Origin of the sequence: Tolypothrix sp. PCC 7712, from assembly GCF_025860405.1 — a bacterium.
GTDB lineage: Bacteria > Cyanobacteriota > Cyanobacteriia > Cyanobacteriales > Nostocaceae > Aulosira > Aulosira diplosiphon.
The window spans coordinates 909224-926734 of the sequence record NZ_CP063785.1 but is presented as its reverse complement, the minus strand read 5'-3'; the positions used below and the strand labels follow the sequence as shown (position 1 = coordinate 926734).

The window sequence follows — 17511 nt, the reverse complement described above, 5'->3', positions numbered from 1 at the left end:
GTCCGCCCCGGACGGGCAAGATGCCCATCCCACAAGAGTTTTTTTCATGCACTATTTTTGGTGTGTCAGTCCACTACAATCATTCACTTAATTAGAAGACTCTAACTCCCTGGCTTCAATTAAAATGGGGTTGACATCAAACCAAGACTCGCCGCGATCGCGATATTCAAAAACAAAGCGACTGCGAATCAGTTTTTGATATCCTTGGTCATCGCTGACTTTCTTTCTCTGCTTGACGTGACGCAATAATTGCCATTCTTCATCAGAAATTGGCATAGTCATTTCATTACGCCGTGAACGAATTACCTGTTCTAAGGTGTCGCGAGAAAGGGGAAGGGTCATTTCTTCCATAATCCAGGTGTTCAGCAACCGCAATAAGTCGCGCACATGACCACCACTCATGTAACATAAGCGGTCTAAGGTGCTAGCACTGTCAAAAATTTCTGTAATATGATCGAGGCGTTCTGCTGCTGGTACATTAGGAAAGGCTCTTGCTAACACCATCTGCTGCAAAAGTGTTATTCCCTGTTCGTGGACTTTACCATCAGGCCACTGTACGGGAACCATCGGCAAAACTTTCGGGTCTTCGGGGAATCGCTGGGTTAAGGTACCATAATCATTGGAAAATTTCAGCGATAGGGGCATTGTATAAACTAAATGACAATTTAGCTTGGTCATAAACTCCCCCTGATCCACAAACAGATATTCCTGTTGTGGACGACCCCAAGATTTGACGCGGTTATCGATGCGGTCGAGGTTATCGACAATTACCACTAAACCTTTTTTACCTTGCTGCTTGAGTTTAGCGATCGCAGGTTCTAAAAGTTCGCGGTTAATGGCTTCAAGTAATTGGGTTTTCTGCGGCCCTAAATATTGATTGAGTTTTTCCCGCAGGTTGGGGTCGTTCCTAGTTTTGGTGGTAATTTCGCCAATTCCAAAAGCTAAGGAAACTTTCTCTTTTTCCGCCGAGTAACCCACATCCCCAAGATTGGGAACTTTCAGCTTCACTCCCGTCACCTCGGAGTTTAAGACCTTCCAAGCACCTTGTAGCAATTCATTGAGTTTGCTGGTTTCCGCCAGTGTAATTTTATCCAGACTTTGACTTACACGGCGAGCGATCGCTAACAATACATCAGCAATATCCACATCAGTCATTTCCAAGTCTTCGCTAGACTCAAAATACACCACATGAAAGCCTTGCTTTTCCAGTTCCGCCTGTAACCTTAATAACTCCGTCGATTTACCACAACCAATATGCCCAGTAAATAAAGTACAAGTAGGGTCATTCGGCTTAAAAAATGTAATTTTCTGTTGCAGTCGGTTAATAATATCACCACCCCGCACTTCAGAAAAGTCTATATAATACTTGGCATCAACTGCATTATTTATAAACAAAGTGCGGCTGGGGTCGGTAGCTTGAAAAAAAGCAAGTAAATCTATGGACATAAAGCTAGTAATTTATTTATCTTATATGTGCCAGATATCCTTGATAGCAAGAATACAGTTATTTACAGTAATTTAAGCGTTGATTTCGGAGTATTTTAGTTTTACAAACAGATAAATAGGGTTAAAGGAAGTCGCTGTTGAGTGTTGAGTGTTGACTGTTGACTGTTGACTGTTGACTGTTGACTGTGAACAAGAGCAATGGAATATTTTTTTACTTGGAAGTCCCTTACAAGGGTAGCAACGTAATCGCCTAAAATTATGGGATTGCTTCCCTACAAGGAGCCTGTTGCGAGCGTAGCGTGGCAATCCCGGTCGCAATGACAAATTTTACTTGCGTAAATCCTAATTAAATAGGATTACTATAGATACTCAACAAAAAACCGAACAATATTTTTGGAGGGGGTTTGGGGGACGCAACCGTCACCCAATCGGGGGTTTGGGGGAGAATCCCCCAATTGAGCCGGCTTTTTTAACAAGCGACAAATCAATCGCTAATGATCTTAACTAAACCCTATTCCCCTGTGATTTTTGATATTGCTAACTTAAAATCAAGCAATTCACATAGCAAAAGCCCGACAATTTTTTGATACTATAAAAACTCTGACTCGTGAACTAACTATTAATATGAGTAAAGGTACCCTGTTCGATAAAGTTTGGGACTTACATACTGTTGGGACACTGCCTTCAGGGCTAACACAACTATTTATCGGGCTTCACCTCATCCATGAAGTCACCAGTCCCCAGGCCTTTGCAATGTTACGGGAACGAGGTTTAAAAGTATTATTTAGCGATCGCACTGTTGCCACAGTAGATCATATAGTACCTACTGATAATCAAGCTCGTCCCTTTGTCGATACGATGGCAGAGGAAATGATTCGAGCACTAGAGCAAAATTGTCAAGAAAATAACATTAGATTTTACAATATTGGTTCTGGCAGTCAAGGAATTGTCCACGTCATCGCCCCAGAACAAGGACTAACCCAGCCAGGAATGACCATCGCTTGCGGCGATAGCCATACATCTAGTCATGGTGCCTTTGGTGCGATCGCCTTTGGGATTGGTACTAGCCAAGTCCGTGATGTTTTGGCTTCCCAAACCCTCGCCCTTTCAAAATTAAAAGTCCGCAAAATCGAGGTTAACGGTACTCTCAACCCCGGTGTTTACGCCAAAGATGTCATTCTGCATATTATTCGCACCCTCGGCGTGAAAGGTGGTGTTGGTTACGCCTACGAATACGCAGGTACAACCTTTGAGCAAATGAACATGGAAGAGAGGATGACCGTCTGCAACATGGCGATCGAAGGCGGGGCTCGATGTGGTTACGTCAACCCCGACCAAGTCACCTACGATTACCTTAAGGGTAGAGACTTCGCCCCCAAAGGTGCCGATTGGGACAAAGCCCTTGCTTGGTGGGAATCCATCAAGAGTGATGCTGATGCCGAATATGACGATGTTGTAGTCTTCAACGCCGCCGATATTCCCCCTACAGTTACCTGGGGAATTACCCCCGGTCAAGGTATCGGTGTTAACCAACTCATCCCCAAACCCGAAGAACTACTGGAAGAAGACAGATTTATTGCCGAAGAAGCTTACAGCTACATGGATTTATTTCCCGGTCAGCCTATTAAAGGCACTAAAGTAGATGTCTGCTTTATTGGTAGTTGCACCAACGGCAGAATCAGCGACTTACGAGAAGCCGCGAAAATTGCCCAAGGTCGCTATGTAGCCGAGGGAGTGAAAGCTTTCGTCGTCCCAGGTTCCGAAAGAGTCAAAAAAGAAGCCGAAGCCGAAGGATTAGACAAAATCTTCGAGTCCGCCGGCTTTGAATGGCGCGAACCAGGCTGTTCCATGTGCCTCGCCATGAACCCAGATAAATTACAGGGAAGACAAATCAGCGCCTCCTCCTCCAACCGCAACTTTAAAGGTAGACAAGGTTCCGCCTCCGGTCGCACATTACTCATGAGTCCCGCAATGGTGGCAACTGCGGCAATTAAAGGCGAAGTCGCCGACGTGCGCGAGTTGCTGTAACCAAACTCTCAACAATATGTAGGGTGCGACAAGGCTAAAATGTGGCAATATAATTTTCTTGTGGGGTGGACATCTTGTCCGCCCAGGACGGGCAAGATGCCCATCCCACAAGAGTTTGAATAATGCACTATTTTAGTCTAGACACGTCACTACAGCAAAACTCTCTCTCAATTCTTCCTTTGCGTTCTTTGTGTCCTTCGCGGTTCGTTTTTCCTAAAAATTTATGGTTAGTGAAGTAAAACAAGTCTCCGGTCGTGGCGTACCTTTAATAGGTAATGATATAGATACCGATCGCATCATTCCCGCCCGCTATTTAAAAGCCATCACCTTTGACGGCTTAGGTGAAGGTGCATTTATCGATGACCGCACAGCACTAAAAGGTGAGCATCCCTTTGATTTACCACAATATCAAGGGGCGAACATTTTAATAGTTAACCGCAACTTTGGCTGTGGTTCCTCAAGAGAACACGCACCCCAAGCCCTAGCAAAATGGGGCATTAAAGCCTTAATTGGTGAAAGCTTCGCAGAAATCTTTTTCGGTAACTGCGTCGCAATGGGTATACCTTGCGTCACTGCTGATAGCGCCACCATTAAAAAGCTGCAAGAACTAGTAACAACCAATCCCCAAGCATCTGTCACCATCAATCTAGAAAGCTTGCAAGTCCAAGTTGACGATTACACCACCCCAATATCTATCGGTGAAGGCACAAGAAGCACCTTCGTCTCCGGCACTTGGGATGCTTGCGGTCAATTAGTAGCCAATGCCAATCAAGTTCGCGCCACTGCGGCAAAATTATCCTATGTAGCTTGGGGATATTAAGGGGGAAGGGGGAAAGGGGAAGGGGGAAGGGGGAAGGGGGAAAGAATAAACGGCAAATCCAATTACCAATTACCCAATGCCCCATGCCCCATGCCCCATGCCCAATCCTAATCCCCTTGCGGATATTCATCCCATAAAGTTGTAATTTCTCGCAAACTTTGGTGGTTACCATTGCCTAAAATGAGATGATCCAGCAGGGGAATACCTAAAAAATTTGCTCCTGATAACAATTGACGCGTCAGTTCAATATCTTCTTGGCTTGGTTCCAGGCTCCCAGATGGATGATTATGGGCGACGATTACCCGCGTTGCACCCTGGCGAATTACTTCTCGAAAAATTTCGCGGGGGGAAGCTAAGGTTTCTGTAGCTGTACCAATGGTAATGACTTGGGTTCCCAGCAAGCGATTCTTGACATCTAACAGCAACACCGCAAACCGTTCTTGTGATTGCCACATTAAATTTTGGCTCAAAGCTGCGGCTGCGGCTAATGGACTATCAATAGTTTCCCCTTCTGGTCTGGTTTGAAAAGCGCGTTTCCCTAATTCAATCGCCGCTAAGATAGTAGTCGCCTTGGCTGGCCCAATCCCAGGAATTTGCATTAACTCTGCTGGGGTAACTTCTCTTAGAACTGCCAAAGGGTCACGCTGATGTTTGCCTAATTCGCTCAAAATATATTGTCCCAAACCCACAGCCGATAATTTTCCTGGCCCTTGACCAGTACCTAGCAAAATTGCAATCAATTCAGCAGTAGCTAAAACTTTGGGGCCATGAGCCATTAAACGTTCACGTGGACGTTCAGTCTCAGGCATATCAGCAATTCTGAGGCAATAGGTCATATAATAGCTGCCGGAAGATTCACCTTAGTTGGATCTATCTCAATACTTGTCGGTTAAGGGGAAAAAGGGAAATGGTTCAAGGGAAAGAAAAAATCTTTCACCCTTAACCTTTTCTCCTCAAGCAATTTTGAGTTCAAAATGCTTAACCGAGTAGTATTGGGAACTATCTTTATTTATCCCTTGTTTGCTTCACAATTCATCTTGATTGGAGAAATTCTTTATTCTTCTTTGATCATCAGCTGGGAATAATAGAGTCGAAAAGCTGGTATAAAAAAATGGCATTTATCGTTCATCAAGGTGGCGATCGCTTTTTACTCCAAAGTCCTGAGATGGCAACTTTCATTGGTTTGATGCTGTTGCCGATACCTGGAGAAAGCCCCCAATCATTTGCGTATAATTTCGGCTCAACCTATAACCGTAAAGAATTACTGAATGTCAGTGACTTCCCAGAACTGGCAGATGTAGAATTTTTTGCGATTGAATATCCAAGTTTCTCCGATTTTGACCGCTTTTTACATAGTCCAAATTGGCAATCTCTGCATAATTTTCTTTATGCGGAGGCGAAAGCGATTGGCTACAACGCTACACGCGAAAAACCTGCTTCCAACCCTCTTGCAGCTTTGTGGAAATATATCCCGCCTAATCCTGCAGGATTGTGGAAGGTTCCCGCTTTTGGTTTATGGGTGAATCAGCAAGGTTGCTGGCTGGGTAATCGCGATGGTTTGATTTTGGCTTTGGATCATCAAGGGCAATTTTCCTATCAGCACAAGCTTTCTCAGAATGTGCGCTGTTTGGTAGGAGACGATCGCCATCTTTATGCTAGTTGTGATGATGGGCAGATATATGATGCGATCGCCAAACTGCCGCAGTCAATTTACAATGCACGTAATCGTAGCGTGCCACATTTTTATAACTTTACAATCTCGGCTTTAACTCTCCACAGCGATCATCTTTTAGTTTTAGATATTTATGGACAGTTAACTTCCCTCGACTCTAACTTGCAGGTATTATGGCAACAAAAAACTGCAACTCGGCAGGGTTGGTTTTTAGCTGCTGATGACCAAGCAATTTATCATGGGCATAGTCGTGGTGTTACTTGCTATCATCCCAAGACAGGCAAGATAATTTGGGAAAATCAGACAACAGCAGCAGTTCTGTGCGGACAGTTGACTGCACAGCAAGTCATTGTTGGTACCAGCGACGGCACAATTTATCAATTAGCGAAAGTTGGGGATCTAAAAATTCGGCAAACTGAGAGTAAAGTTATCGCCACCTGTAAAACAGCAGTTTACGCCTGTGCGATTTCTGAAGATAAAAAATTAGTTTATGCAGGTGATTGCCAAGCTAATCTTTATTGTTTCCGTATGGGAAGCGATCGCTTTTCCATCAATCCTACTGGTTGCGGTGCCGTTCTGAATATGCGTCTGTGGGAAAATAGGCTGTATGTGACTACTACTGAAGGTGCGATCGCTTGTTTTGATGTACAGACTTTAACACCCTCCACAAAACTTATGAATCAGTACTAACTAACTTGGCAATAAATTGGCTATATTCATCCTTCATCGCTAAATCTAAATCTCGCCGAATGCGTCGCCGTAGTGCAGGTACAATTTCTCCCTTAACTGGGTTAAATCCTTGCTTTTCATATTTTTCCCAATACAGCCCTACACCGCGTTTTTGCCAGTTAGGAATTTGATTGAAATTAATTCCGTGTTGAAATAACATCTCGTTTTTTTCAGCAACAGATAAACCTTTCATCATGCTGGTTGCTTGAGTTGCATTTTGCCCTTCTCGACGCAAACACCAATAGCAATGAGCATTCAGCGCATTTCTATGAGCGTCCTCATTCCGCCAGCGAAAATAATTCACTACTTCTTCTTGATTAGGAAGCTGAGAAATTCGACAATCAAAGCAGGCTAAAGCACTCAGCGATAAAGAAAATTTAGCGCTAGCTTCACTTGCTAAAACTGAGTTGAGTTTTCTTAATTTACGGTTGAATGTATTTTCATTTAGCGCAAAAAGTAGAGATATTTCATCACTTTGGGTATAACCATAGATGATATCAATGCCGCAATTCATCAAATGTTCGACAGTATCCACCATCAAATCTCGAAAGTAGCTATCAAAGGGAGCCTCAAATTGATGTACTTCTTTTGTCAGTCGAGTAAAGCCACGTCCATCTAATCTCGCAACTATATAAATTCCGGGTAGCACACAATGATCGTGTGCTGTCTCAAACACCCGCATCCGGTTATCTAGTTCATCAAATTTCAAGATTCAACTCCTAAATAATTCGTAATTCGTAATACCCTACGGGAAGCGCAAAGCGCTACGTAATTCGTAATTAAGAGTAAAGAAAATAAAGGGTAACGACAAATTTTGAATTATTATCTTTCTTAAACTAAATTTCTAGCCAACATTATTTTGAGGTTACAAAATTGTTGTGACCTGATAAAGGTATATATAAATAACATTAGAGGTACAGCATCAATAATTTATATGTAATACAGAAAACTTAACTATGCCTTGCCAAGATTGAATTATTGGATAAAAAAATTCGTAATTAAGTTGAGCATATTTCAACCCACACCTAATTACGAATTACGAATTACGAATTACGAATTACGAATTACTAATTTACTACCTGGCTACCATGACTACGCGGATCATCTTGGCTAGCCTTTGGTGCAACTGGTGCGGAGAATTTGGAAACCTGGCCGCTAAGTTGGGCATAAGGTAGAGATGAATCTGTTGCTAAAGCCTCTAAATTACTAGCCATAACAGCCCGTGGTTGATCTCCAATTGCTTGCGCTATGGTTTCACCATTCTTACCCAAAAATACAAAATGGGGAATGCCATCCACCCGATATTTCAGCATTTCTGGTAGCCATTTGGTGTTATCCACATTCAGCATGACAAAGTTTAGTTTGTCAGCATATTGCTGTTTTAACTCAGTCATATCTGGTGCCATTTTTTGGCAGACAGTACACCAATCAGCGTAAAACTCTACCAGTGAAGGCTTACCGTTAGTAATAGCTACTTCTAAGGGTGTAGAGGCTTCATCTAACTTACTCAAAGAAGCCGAAGTTGTCTCACTTCGCAATCCTACAACTAAAGCAACGCTGAGTGCGATCGCTACTAGGGCGATTAAAAAATTTCTTACCCGCGCAGCTGCTGTAGATTCCGGCTTTGCTGGAATATTCACTGGTGAATCTTTAGTCATAACAAAATTATTAAATCTTATTAAGCATTATCATCTTTCAGTTTAACTGAAGGCTGGGGGTTGGGGACTGGGGACTGGGGACTGGGAACTAGGGGAAATAACAAACACCCAATTACCAATGCCCAATGCCCCATGCCCAATGCCCAAAATTAAAGATACCCTAGAACAGACAAGAGTCTCTGCCAAGCCTGTGAAAAAACGAGTTACTCTCACTTTTCCCAAACGTGCTATACAAATGCCGGTTACCTATAGACTGGCTAAGGAATTTAATGTTGCGGCTAATATTATCCGTGCCCAAGTTGCCCCAAATCAAATTGGTAAGCTGGTTGTGGAATTATTGGGAGATATCGATCAGTTAGATGCGGCGATTGAGTGGATGCGATCGCAAAATATTAATGTCTCTCACACTTTAGGGGAAATTGTTATTGATGAGGATACCTGTGTTCACTGCGGTTTATGTACTGGGGTTTGTCCCACTGAAGCTTTGAGTCTCAATGCAGAAACATATAAGCTGACATTCACGCGATCGCGCTGCATTGTCTGTGAACAGTGTATACCTACCTGTCCGGTGCAAGCAATTTCTACTAATCTCTAGGGATTGGGGGCTGGGGACTGGGGACTGGAAGATGAGGGAGATGAGGGGGATGAGGGAGAAGTTACTATTACTCATTACTTATTACTCATTACTCATTACTTATTACTCATTACTCATTACTCATTACTCATTACCCATTACCCATTACTCATTACCCATTACTCATTACCCATTACTCATTACTCATTACTCATTACTCATTACTCATTACCAAACTCAACAAATCTGCTATTACTCCACTCTCTCCTACTAACCGACTCTTAGCTGGGGAGTCATAAACTATCAGCAATGAAGGTTTACCAGTAATATCATTAAATAGCGTCATCCCCTCAGCATGATCCTCGCGATTACCATAGGGAATATCTTGCACAAACTCTGGGTAGCTTAAAATATTTTCGGCTACATTTACGCCACCTTGCCAGCGATAAAGTTGCACTGGGCCATCTAAATCCATCGTCGGCCCGGCTAATATCAATAAGTCTTCACCATCTAAAGCTAAATCTCGAATTCCTAAACCATTCAACCACAGAAAATGTTTTTTATACCCTTTTTGTACATCACCTATTTGTCGTAATGTCATCAATCCTGGGGTAGATTTTTCTAATTCAATTTCTAAAATTACAGCCCAACCTCGTAATACTGGCCCTCGTAAACCTAGAAAAATTCGATTTTGATAAATGCTGATTCCTTCAATATCAAAACCATTGTCTTTACCGGGAACAGCTGCTTGAATATATAAGCCTAAATGAGGATCGCCTGCTAAGGCTGTCATTAGCAAATTACTCTGGTTAATACATTCTAGTTTGGCAGCACTTAACTGCACATCTGGGTTTTGTGGATGTGGACAAGATGAGAATAATTTTCCATCTACAAGCGGAATTCTGCCAAGAATATAACGGTTAGGTTCTGAGGTAACAGTTGCTAATCTTTGAATATTTTTGACATCGGTATTTTTGGTTTTTGGTTTTTTACGTTTGTAGCTATGGGAACCAACCAGCCATAAGTAATAATCGGCATAAGCTAGCCCTTCAATATCAATTTCCTCGCTTTCTGGCGCAGGTAAACTAATAAATTCTGCCACGCGAAATTGTTGATGGTCGCCAAAATTCTTACCATCAATTAAAGAAAGTCTTTCCAGGGTAGAACTTTCATCAGATCCCACCCAGAGATACTTGTCAGGAGTTAATAGTAATGCTGAAAGGTCTGTTCTGTGTTTTTGGAAACTTTCTGTAAATGTCAAAAATATTGGTTCTATTAAATTAGAGTTATGCATATTACATTTTGCCTAAGTACTGTACGAATTGACATTAACTAATTAATGTTGTAATCAATACTAGTTTTGTATTTATATTGATAACTGAGAATTGTGATTTAAAAATGAGCGATCGCAACCATAATCATTGTGCAATAATTGTGCTATTTAAAAAAAATTGATAAAAAAATCAAAATTTTTAATTATCTGCAGCTTTTCTATGAAGAACTGCTTAAACAAATATCAAAAGTTATATAGGCAAATTTTTAACTGATGTTATCATGCAATAATCCGCATCGGTATCTGATTGGTTGATATTTTATGGAAGTAGATACAAATACCACAATCCAAACGCTAGGAGATTACGCTTATCAGGCGATTGAAAAACATTATAAGAAAACATTGAAGTGGGAAAAATCAGTTAAGAAAGATGAAGACCCAGAGGCGTTGCATCAAATGCGAGTAGGAATGCGTCGCTTACGTACCTCTGTCAGTAGATTTGCGATCGCCTTAGATTTATCTAAGCCAATTAGTGATAAAAATATTGGAAAAATTGCTCGTCGCCTGGGTAATCTCCGAGATTTAGATGTACTCAAAGAAAGTCTAGAAAAAGAATATAAACCACAGCTATCTTCTAAAGATCAGAAGCATTTAAATACAGCTTTTGATGCTTTAGCTAAACAACGTGAACACGCACTAGATACTGTACAAACAACATTAAAAGATGACTCATATAAGTCTTTAAAACAAGCTTTAGAAGATTGGTTAGAAAAACCCAGTTATCAAGAATTAGCTTCGATTACTATTCAGCAAGTTCTACCAGATTTACTGTTACCAGAAGTGAGTCAGTTTTTATTGCATCCTGGTTGGCTAGTGGGTACTGAAATTGTGGAATCGCAATTCAAAGTCCGCACCGATTGGGGAGCCAAAAAAGTAGAACAACACTTAACTAATGAAGGCGAAAAACTTCATAGCTTACGCAAACAAGCTAAACGTGTCCGCTACCAAATGGATTTATTTGCAGATTTGTACAACGAATCCTATGCAGCGTATATTGCAGATGTAAAAAATATCCAAGATATTTTGGGTGCAATGCAAGATAGTGTGGTGTTAACTGAATGGCTTGAGGATGTCTTTAAGTCAGATATGGATTCTCATGTGCATGGACTGAATAAATTACTCACTGAAAATCGCTATAAATTATGGCAACAGTGGCAACCATTACAAGAGCGTTATCTGACAACCGAAACTAGACATGGTTTTCATTTAACAATTTTACATCCCAAAGACTCTGGCTTTATTAATGAAGATGAGACTAGCGCCCAGACAATTGGATAGGAGCTTCTAGAGATAAAACATAAACACTGCTTTGGGGAATCTGCACAATCCGAGTATTTTCTGCGGAACGCAAACCTGTAACTAATCCAATAGCGCTTCCTAACATTGCACCTCGGTCAAACTGTTCAGGATCTCCATTGCTGATAAAGCCCAAGGTACTACCAGTCAGTCTACCCCAAACAGAACCATTTTCTACAGCTTTATCATTAGCGCGCTTTTGAGTAATAGTAGTGCCAGGAATCATTTGACTTGATGCTTTAATCGAGACGATGCGCCCATTAATTACTAAAGATTGGGCAACAATTTTAGCGCCTCCATCAGTAGGTTTCAGCACAATGGTAACGGGAGTATTTTCTGGTGCGACAACATTACCTTGAGCATCTTTAATTGCACTAGCCAAGGGAAGTGTCAAAGGATAATCCTTCTTTTGCCCAACATCTACGGTAACAGATGCAGGAAAGGAAACAATAATTGCTGTATCTTGAGGGATGGTTAAATCTTGGCTAGCTGCTTGAGGTTGCACAGTTGGTTGAGGCGCTGCATTTGTAGTTGGTTGGGCGCTTGCGGGAACTGTGACAGCACCTAACAAAGACAGAGAACAAGCAAGACTTAACAGCATTTGGGTTTTCATAATCGTTTTCCTGTTGATGTGAGTGGTGTTTGCGAGGTTTCAACCCCTTCACTCAATCAATAGGTTAGCGATCGCAATTTTATGCAGCCTTGGGGAAAAATATACTAAATTTTTTGGCTCTTGTCTCCTATCAAGGGTTGTACGTCCTCAATCCTATCCCCTGAGATATCTGCAACGGGCTACGCCTACGCAATTGGCAACATCTGGGGAATTGGTATAATCTGGGTTAATTATTTTTTGCTATAAATAACCCAAATGAATGCTGTAATTAGCTTTTTATTTTTTGTTATTCCACTTTTGACTAGTATTTATATAGCCCAAGTTTCTAACCCTCTAGCTTCTTATCAGCCGCTTCATGTAATAGATGGTGCATGGTTATATAAAAAAGAATTAACCAATGGTAATACAGCATATTTGCAAGTAATCGACCTCCGAAAAATGCGGATAGACCAAGTTGTGGGAGAGGTTGATAATATGGGTAATGGTCAAGGTAAATATTATAAAGGCGAAGGAGGAATTTATAGTCCTTATTTTAAAAATAAATTGTTTTCCCAAGTAAATGACGAATATAAAAAACTCTATGGTAATGATGTATTTTCCATGATTAATTGTTCGTTCTTCGAGCAATACCAATCAAGTACACAATTATCCTTTCCCATTAAATTTAATGGTGTAGTGATCACTGGAGGTCATAGCCCGTACGGGCCAGTTAAGAAACCAGAATCTGAATTTTATCGTACAATTCGCTTAAAAGCTTTAGTTTGGGATGACAAGCAAGCATATATTACAGATTATGATCCAGCTAGCGGTGCGCCTCTTAATCAAACAAGAGTAAAAAATGCGATCGTTAGTTATAAATATAGCGACCATCCCGCGAAAGTATTAGCTAACAATCAAATAAATAAATATCAAGTTATCGGTACTTTAAATAAAGATAGTCGTCCAGGTAATGAGCAACTGTTAATTATGACAGTGAATCAAACAACTCTGGATGAAGCTGCTAAATTATTACGCCAGTTAGGTGTTAAAGGAGATATCATAACCGTTGACGGTGGCAGATCCACTTATTTGTTTAATTCTAAAGTGGGGGATATTATCTTACCCCAACTGTCTAATCCTCAAGAAAATCCCACATTTCGAGATTTACCCCATTACCTAGGAGTTCGCAAGGCTATAACTCAAAAGGTTGTACCGCAAATATTAATCGAACAGCCAGCAGGTAAAGTACAGGTTGAACAAAATCGACCTTATTTAATCTTGTGGCGAGACAATATCAACAGCGATGTGTCGATTAAATTATCTGATCGTAACAACAAAACTATCCAAAATATTGCTAAACGTACTGCTAGCGATGGAGTTTATGAATGGACACCGAATATTGCTGTCAAAGAGGGTTATACGATTCGTGTGGCTAGCCGAGAAAACCAAAAGATTTTCGGAAATTTACAATTATAAGTTTGCACTATCGCTGATAATCTCCATTACTTTGGGATTAACACCATAATATTTAGCCGCTTCCAACATCTTAAAATGCAATAAACTTTCATCCCCAAGTTCTTGAATGATGTTTGGTTGAGATGGTGATATACCCAGTACATTGATAATTTCTGATGCAATAGACTTAGCTAAATAAGGAGGTACAGAGTTACCAACTTGGCGGAATCCGTGCCATTTTGTAATATGAAATCTAAACCAATCGGGATAAGAATGTAGCCTTGCTGCTTCTCTAACTGTTATACATCTAGGTGTAAAAGGATGAATTGGCCTAGGAGAAGTAAAAGAGCCACGATACATATCTGTACCTGCTCTTAATGTGTTACAAACACCAGCCGGATGTAATTTATGAAACCGACTAATAGGTTCTCTTTCTCCTTGCATTGTAGCCGCAAAGCGTTCTCTAGTTGCATCTGAGTGTTTGGTGCGGAAACTGGAAGAGAGAATTTGAAAATTAAATTTACGAGGGTAGGAATAATTATTTGTTAAAGTTTCAATACAGCGAAGTTGCCTAGCATAATTACTAGGTTTACCATATTCTGCTAATACTGAATCTTGTGCAAGTAACTCATCATAATTTTCTACTTCTGGTATATCACCAATGGCATCCCATACGGTCGGACTCATTGGCAAGGGAGATGAATTTGGTTTTATAGAATCATGAGGCTTTGCGATTTGAGTAATCGGCTGCGGATATTTTGGTAAAGCTATATCTTCCCTTGCGCCTAACAAAAATAATCTTTCTCGCGCTTGTGGTACACCGTAATGGGCAGCATTAAGAATTTGGTAATTTTCTTCTACTTGATAGCCTTTACTTTGAAACTCACTAATCAAAGTTTGCAGAATTTGTTTATGTTCGCCAATTGTGATGCCCCGGACATTTTCCATCACAAAAAACTTCGGTTGCAACTCCAAAACTAGGCGATGAAAGTGAAATACTAAAGAGTTGCGGGGGTCGTCAACAGCGCGTTTACCAATGAGAGAGAAACCTTGGCAAGGACTACCTGAAATTACCACATCTATTTCACGATCGCCAATTTGCGATCGCTTTCTAATTTCTTCCCCTGTAGTGTCTACAACGCTTTGGCATAACACTTTCCAAAAAGGAAAATTAAATTCATGGATGGCACAGTGAATCGGGTCGATTTCAACAGATGCCAGCACATCAAAGCCAGCTTGTTCAAACCCAAGAGTCATACCGCCTGCACCAGCAAACAAGTCAACTGCAATTGGTCTTTGATGAACAGTGCTGAGTTCTAAGTTATCAGTTCTGAGTCTCATTTGTGATTCAGACGTTGACCTATGGACTCTGATAAAGGTACGTGAACCAACGATTACACGAACTATAATAATAAAAATTTAAAGCAATACATTTTACCCTAAAAATAAGATTTCTCCAAGTAGTAATTTGCCCTATTAAGTTTACCTAGTTGCAAGATCCCCGACTTCTTCAAGAAGTCGGGGATCTGACCCCTCACAACTGTTTAAAACTAATTTGCATTTTGCATTATTTCAAATCTCTCTTGCTCATTCAATTGATTTGAAAGATAAGAGATAATGCGTTTAATTCCTACATCATTCCGGAAATCAAACATATTATATGTTTCATCTGCAAAACTTAGAAGATGCTCGTCTAATTTACTTAAAGCTTCCACAATTGCAGAAACATTATCTAAAGAAATATTAGTTAAAGGATTGTCAGCAAAAATCTCATGATTATTCTCAGATTTGTTTTCAGCATCATTTTTTGTTTCCACCATCAGCCTTTCCCCTCAACTATCTCGCATGATGCTGTATAAAAAAAGAAAGGGAGCATCCCACTTTTTTCAATGTCATTGCGAACGCAACGAAGTGGAGTGAAGCAATCGCAAAATCTCTCACCAGGAATAAATCCATGCGATTGCTTCGTCGTTCCTCCTCGCAATGACGCTTAATTCTCTAGTTATAAAATAAAAACTGGGATGCACCCAAAAGAAATCCTTCCCTCTTAAGTCAGGAAGGATTAGCTAATGAAGGTTAATGCTGAGTAATTTAGTTAAGCAGCAATTTTTTCGGTGGAAACAAGCTCTGATTTTGGCTTCCAAGGTAAGATTTTTTCTAGCAAATCACTAAAGGATTTACTACGTGGTTCTCTAACAAATATTAGAGGTAACAGCGCCATCAATCGCACTATAGCTGAAAGCGCAAATAATCCAGGTAAGCCACCAATGATATCTAGCTGGGCTAAAAAGCCGCCTACTGTTGAGCCTAAACCACCAGTAACACCAGTAACCGCAGCTGCGATCGCAAAATATTGAGAAGGAGACTCTAATGGTGCCATTTCCATCTGAATATTACTGTTGCACAAGTCGATCGCAGCTCCAAAGCCACCCCAGACAATATGTATCAGTGGTAGCCAAACCCATACAGAAATGAAGTCATTCCCAGCCCCTAACCAAAATAAAGGTGTGACTGCAATTAAAAAGCCGACTAACAATAGTATGGGACGATTGCCAATCTTGTCAGCCAACTTACCCCACAATACCAGCATGAGTAAGTTTGCCCCAGCAATCAAACTACTATAAAGTGTGACTGTACTGAGGTCTAAACCTAAATTTTGCAGCATATAAAGGTTAAAAAATGGGGCGCTGAGATTGACTGCAAATGTCCACAGCCCAAAATAAACCAGAAATTTGAGAAAGTTGAAATCTTTGAGGATGCTAAATGTATTTAGTTTTGGAGTTTCAGCATTTTCTGAGTTTTGGCGCGCAGTTTTGCCAAAGCGGTAAACTTGGGGATTGACATCCACCATCCAAAATTGACAAGCTAAACTGATCAGGCCGATGACTACTCCTAGTAACAAAAGTACGCCGAAACCTTCAATTCCACCACCAGGCCAAGCGGAAACCGCAAATCCCAACAGGGGTACAGATAAAAAATTAGCCAAGCTAGCAGCACTATTACGAAAACCGAAATAACGCCCTCGCAAGCGCGGGGGAACCAAAGCCGCCATCCAGCTAAACCAGGCGCAACCACCCAAACCTCCGAGAATATTGGTGACTACAACTATTCCCAGTGTCCAGATAACTAACTGGTGGGGTGGGGTGTGATAGTAACAAAACCATGCAATTCCCCCTACTAAAATCAGCCACAGCAAGCGCGAAGGGCCAAAAATTGCTAAGGTATACCAATGACGGCTGGTAGTGCGATCGGCAAAATAAGCTCCCACTGGTTGCAGGAAATTTGCCAGCATGGGAATGGAAGACAGCAAGCCTATTTCTACTGGGGTAGCGCCCAACTGAAGTAAAAAATTAATCAGTATTACGCCACTGGTAATGTTAGAAAAAATTGTGGCAAATACGCCATCTATAGTAGATGCTTTCAGGCTAGTTCGAGTTGCTTGCGGAGAAATTTTCGGCGGTGAGTCTGTAGTTAGGGATGTCAGCAGTTCTTTAGAAGGTAAGGGTTCTGCAAGTTCTTCAGTAAAGGCAGATAGAGTCTTCACTAGCGGCAAATCAGTATATAGATAGATGAGTGAATAAGAGCAGTCAAAAGTAGCCCACTTAAGTCGGTGGTTATAACCTGACAATAAGCTGGCTAGTACAATTGCGTAACAACCAGAAGAATGATAATTTTTTAAATCTTTTGAAATAAAAATTCAAGTATGCAAGTTCTACTTGAAAATTTAGGCTGCTAATATTTGCGATTAGTTCAGATCTCCGGAGGGTTAAGCAGTGCCGAATTCTTTAAATCATGACTTATGTATTATGTCAATACGTAGTTTTTGACAAAAATCTGAAAAACTATTACTATTTATTTTCAGTATTAATAAGGTGTTAATTTACTGACTTATACATTGTTATTTTAAT

General features: G+C 40.8%; 16 protein-coding genes. 7 read left to right on the top strand and 9 right to left on the bottom strand.

Annotated elements, in window-relative coordinates; genetic code table 11:
• Window positions 1-87: 87 nt before the first annotated feature.
• Window positions 88-1446: a P-loop NTPase fold protein gene (locus tag HGR01_RS03605; RefSeq protein ID WP_045872062.1), complete on the bottom strand. Its 1359-nt coding sequence runs from the start codon at window positions 1444-1446 to the stop codon at window positions 88-90.
• 624 nt (window positions 1447-2070) lie between these two features.
• Between HGR01_RS03605 and leuC the strand changes: the two genes are divergently transcribed.
• The gene (gene leuC, locus HGR01_RS03600; RefSeq protein ID WP_045872061.1) at window positions 2071-3474 is read left to right on the top strand and encodes a 3-isopropylmalate dehydratase large subunit; all 1404 of its coding nucleotides are present in this window, start codon (window positions 2071-2073) and stop codon (window positions 3472-3474) included.
• Between the two features lie 223 nt (window positions 3475-3697).
• A complete protein-coding gene (leuD, locus tag HGR01_RS03595) occupies window positions 3698-4294 on the top strand; it encodes a 3-isopropylmalate dehydratase small subunit (RefSeq protein WP_045872060.1) in 597 nt (198 codons plus the stop codon).
• Window positions 4295-4401: 107 nt separating this feature from the next.
• On the opposite strand, the gene radC is transcribed toward leuD, so the two are convergent.
• The gene (gene radC / locus HGR01_RS03590) at window positions 4402-5130 is read right to left on the bottom strand and encodes a RadC family protein (protein WP_045872059.1); all 729 of its coding nucleotides are present in this window, start codon (window positions 5128-5130) and stop codon (window positions 4402-4404) included.
• Window positions 5131-5405: 275 nt separating this feature from the next.
• On the opposite strand from radC, the gene HGR01_RS03585 reads away from it, so the two are divergent.
• Window positions 5406-6656, top strand: coding sequence for a PQQ-binding-like beta-propeller repeat protein (locus HGR01_RS03585; RefSeq protein WP_045872058.1), 1251 nt, complete (start codon window positions 5406-5408; stop codon window positions 6654-6656).
• On the opposite strand, the gene HGR01_RS03580 is transcribed toward HGR01_RS03585, so the two are convergent.
• Window positions 6640-7404 (bottom strand): tRNA(His) guanylyltransferase Thg1 family protein, encoded by a 765-nt coding sequence (locus tag HGR01_RS03580; RefSeq protein WP_045872057.1) that lies wholly within the window; start codon window positions 7402-7404, stop codon window positions 6640-6642. The two genes, HGR01_RS03585 and HGR01_RS03580, sit on opposite strands and share 17 nt — an antisense overlap.
• Before the next feature lie 358 nt (window positions 7405-7762).
• Window positions 7763-8353 carry a thioredoxin family protein gene (locus HGR01_RS03575; RefSeq protein ID WP_045872056.1) on the bottom strand — a complete coding sequence of 197 codons (591 nt, stop codon included), beginning with the start codon at window positions 8351-8353 and terminating at the stop codon, window positions 7763-7765.
• A gap of 190 nt (window positions 8354-8543) precedes the next feature.
• On the opposite strand from HGR01_RS03575, the gene HGR01_RS03570 reads away from it, so the two are divergent.
• Both HGR01_RS03570 and HGR01_RS03565 read left to right on the top strand, forming a co-directional pair.
• Window positions 8544-8948, top strand: a complete 405-nt coding sequence (locus HGR01_RS03570; RefSeq protein ID WP_045872147.1) for an NIL domain-containing protein — start codon at window positions 8544-8546, stop codon at window positions 8946-8948.
• Between the two features lie 3 nt (window positions 8949-8951).
• Window positions 8952-9212 (top strand): hypothetical protein, encoded by a 261-nt coding sequence (locus tag HGR01_RS03565; RefSeq protein ID WP_264265360.1) that lies wholly within the window; start codon window positions 8952-8954, stop codon window positions 9210-9212.
• Here HGR01_RS03565 and HGR01_RS03560 read toward each other — a convergent pair.
• Entirely contained in the window at window positions 9142-10221 is a 1080-nt protein-coding gene (locus HGR01_RS03560) for a DUF3616 domain-containing protein (protein WP_096622005.1), read from the bottom strand. The genes HGR01_RS03565 and HGR01_RS03560 overlap by 71 nt on opposite strands.
• A gap of 300 nt (window positions 10222-10521) precedes the next feature.
• Here HGR01_RS03560 and HGR01_RS03555 point away from each other — a divergent pair, with 300 nt between their 5' ends.
• Entirely contained in the window at window positions 10522-11538 is a 1017-nt protein-coding gene (locus tag HGR01_RS03555; RefSeq protein WP_045872055.1) for a CHAD domain-containing protein, read from the top strand.
• Here HGR01_RS03555 and HGR01_RS03550 read toward each other — a convergent pair.
• On the bottom strand, window positions 11516-12169 hold the full coding sequence (locus tag HGR01_RS03550; RefSeq protein WP_045872054.1) for a hypothetical protein: 654 nt from the start codon (window positions 12167-12169) through the stop codon (window positions 11516-11518). The genes HGR01_RS03555 and HGR01_RS03550 overlap by 23 nt on opposite strands.
• Window positions 12170-12424: 255 nt before the next feature.
• Here HGR01_RS03550 and HGR01_RS03545 point away from each other — a divergent pair, with 255 nt between their 5' ends.
• Window positions 12425-13624: a hypothetical protein gene (locus tag HGR01_RS03545; protein WP_045872053.1), complete on the top strand. Its 1200-nt coding sequence runs from the start codon at window positions 12425-12427 to the stop codon at window positions 13622-13624.
• Here HGR01_RS03545 and HGR01_RS03540 read toward each other — a convergent pair.
• From HGR01_RS03540 to HGR01_RS03530, 3 genes are all read right to left on the bottom strand, one after another.
• Window positions 13619-14944: a DNA cytosine methyltransferase gene (locus HGR01_RS03540; RefSeq protein ID WP_045872052.1), complete on the bottom strand. Its 1326-nt coding sequence runs from the start codon at window positions 14942-14944 to the stop codon at window positions 13619-13621. The genes HGR01_RS03545 and HGR01_RS03540 overlap by 6 nt on opposite strands.
• Before the next feature lie 209 nt (window positions 14945-15153).
• The gene (locus HGR01_RS03535) at window positions 15154-15423 is read right to left on the bottom strand and encodes a hypothetical protein (protein ID WP_045872051.1); all 270 of its coding nucleotides are present in this window, start codon (window positions 15421-15423) and stop codon (window positions 15154-15156) included.
• Window positions 15424-15698: 275 nt separating this feature from the next.
• Window positions 15699-17147, bottom strand: a complete 1449-nt coding sequence (locus tag HGR01_RS03530) for an MFS transporter (protein ID WP_045872050.1) — start codon at window positions 17145-17147, stop codon at window positions 15699-15701.
• Window positions 17148-17511 lie beyond the last annotated feature (364 nt).

What these genes read in the sequence shown, in the direction of transcription:
- HGR01_RS03605 (WP_045872062.1), bottom strand. Translation starts at nt 1,446, where the DNA reads ATGTCCATAGATTTACTTGCTTTTTTTCAAGCTACCGACCCCAGCCGC.
- leuC (WP_045872061.1), top strand. Translation starts at nt 2,071, where the DNA reads ATGAGTAAAGGTACCCTGTTCGATAAAGTTTGGGACTTACATACTGTT.
- leuD (WP_045872060.1), top strand. Translation starts at nt 3,698, where the DNA reads ATGGTTAGTGAAGTAAAACAAGTCTCCGGTCGTGGCGTACCTTTAATA.
- radC (WP_045872059.1), bottom strand. Translation starts at nt 5,130, where the DNA reads ATGACCTATTGCCTCAGAATTGCTGATATGCCTGAGACTGAACGTCCA.
- HGR01_RS03585 (WP_045872058.1), top strand. Translation starts at nt 5,406, where the DNA reads ATGGCATTTATCGTTCATCAAGGTGGCGATCGCTTTTTACTCCAAAGT.
- HGR01_RS03575 (WP_045872056.1), bottom strand. Translation starts at nt 8,353, where the DNA reads ATGACTAAAGATTCACCAGTGAATATTCCAGCAAAGCCGGAATCTACA.
- HGR01_RS03560 (WP_096622005.1), bottom strand. Translation starts at nt 10,221, where the DNA reads ATGCATAACTCTAATTTAATAGAACCAATATTTTTGACATTTACAGAA.
- HGR01_RS03555 (WP_045872055.1), top strand. Translation starts at nt 10,522, where the DNA reads ATGGAAGTAGATACAAATACCACAATCCAAACGCTAGGAGATTACGCT.
- HGR01_RS03550 (WP_045872054.1), bottom strand. Translation starts at nt 12,169, where the DNA reads ATGAAAACCCAAATGCTGTTAAGTCTTGCTTGTTCTCTGTCTTTGTTA.
- HGR01_RS03545 (WP_045872053.1), top strand. Translation starts at nt 12,425, where the DNA reads ATGAATGCTGTAATTAGCTTTTTATTTTTTGTTATTCCACTTTTGACT.
- HGR01_RS03540 (WP_045872052.1), bottom strand. Translation starts at nt 14,944, where the DNA reads ATGAGACTCAGAACTGATAACTTAGAACTCAGCACTGTTCATCAAAGA.
- HGR01_RS03535 (WP_045872051.1), bottom strand. Translation starts at nt 15,423, where the DNA reads ATGGTGGAAACAAAAAATGATGCTGAAAACAAATCTGAGAATAATCAT.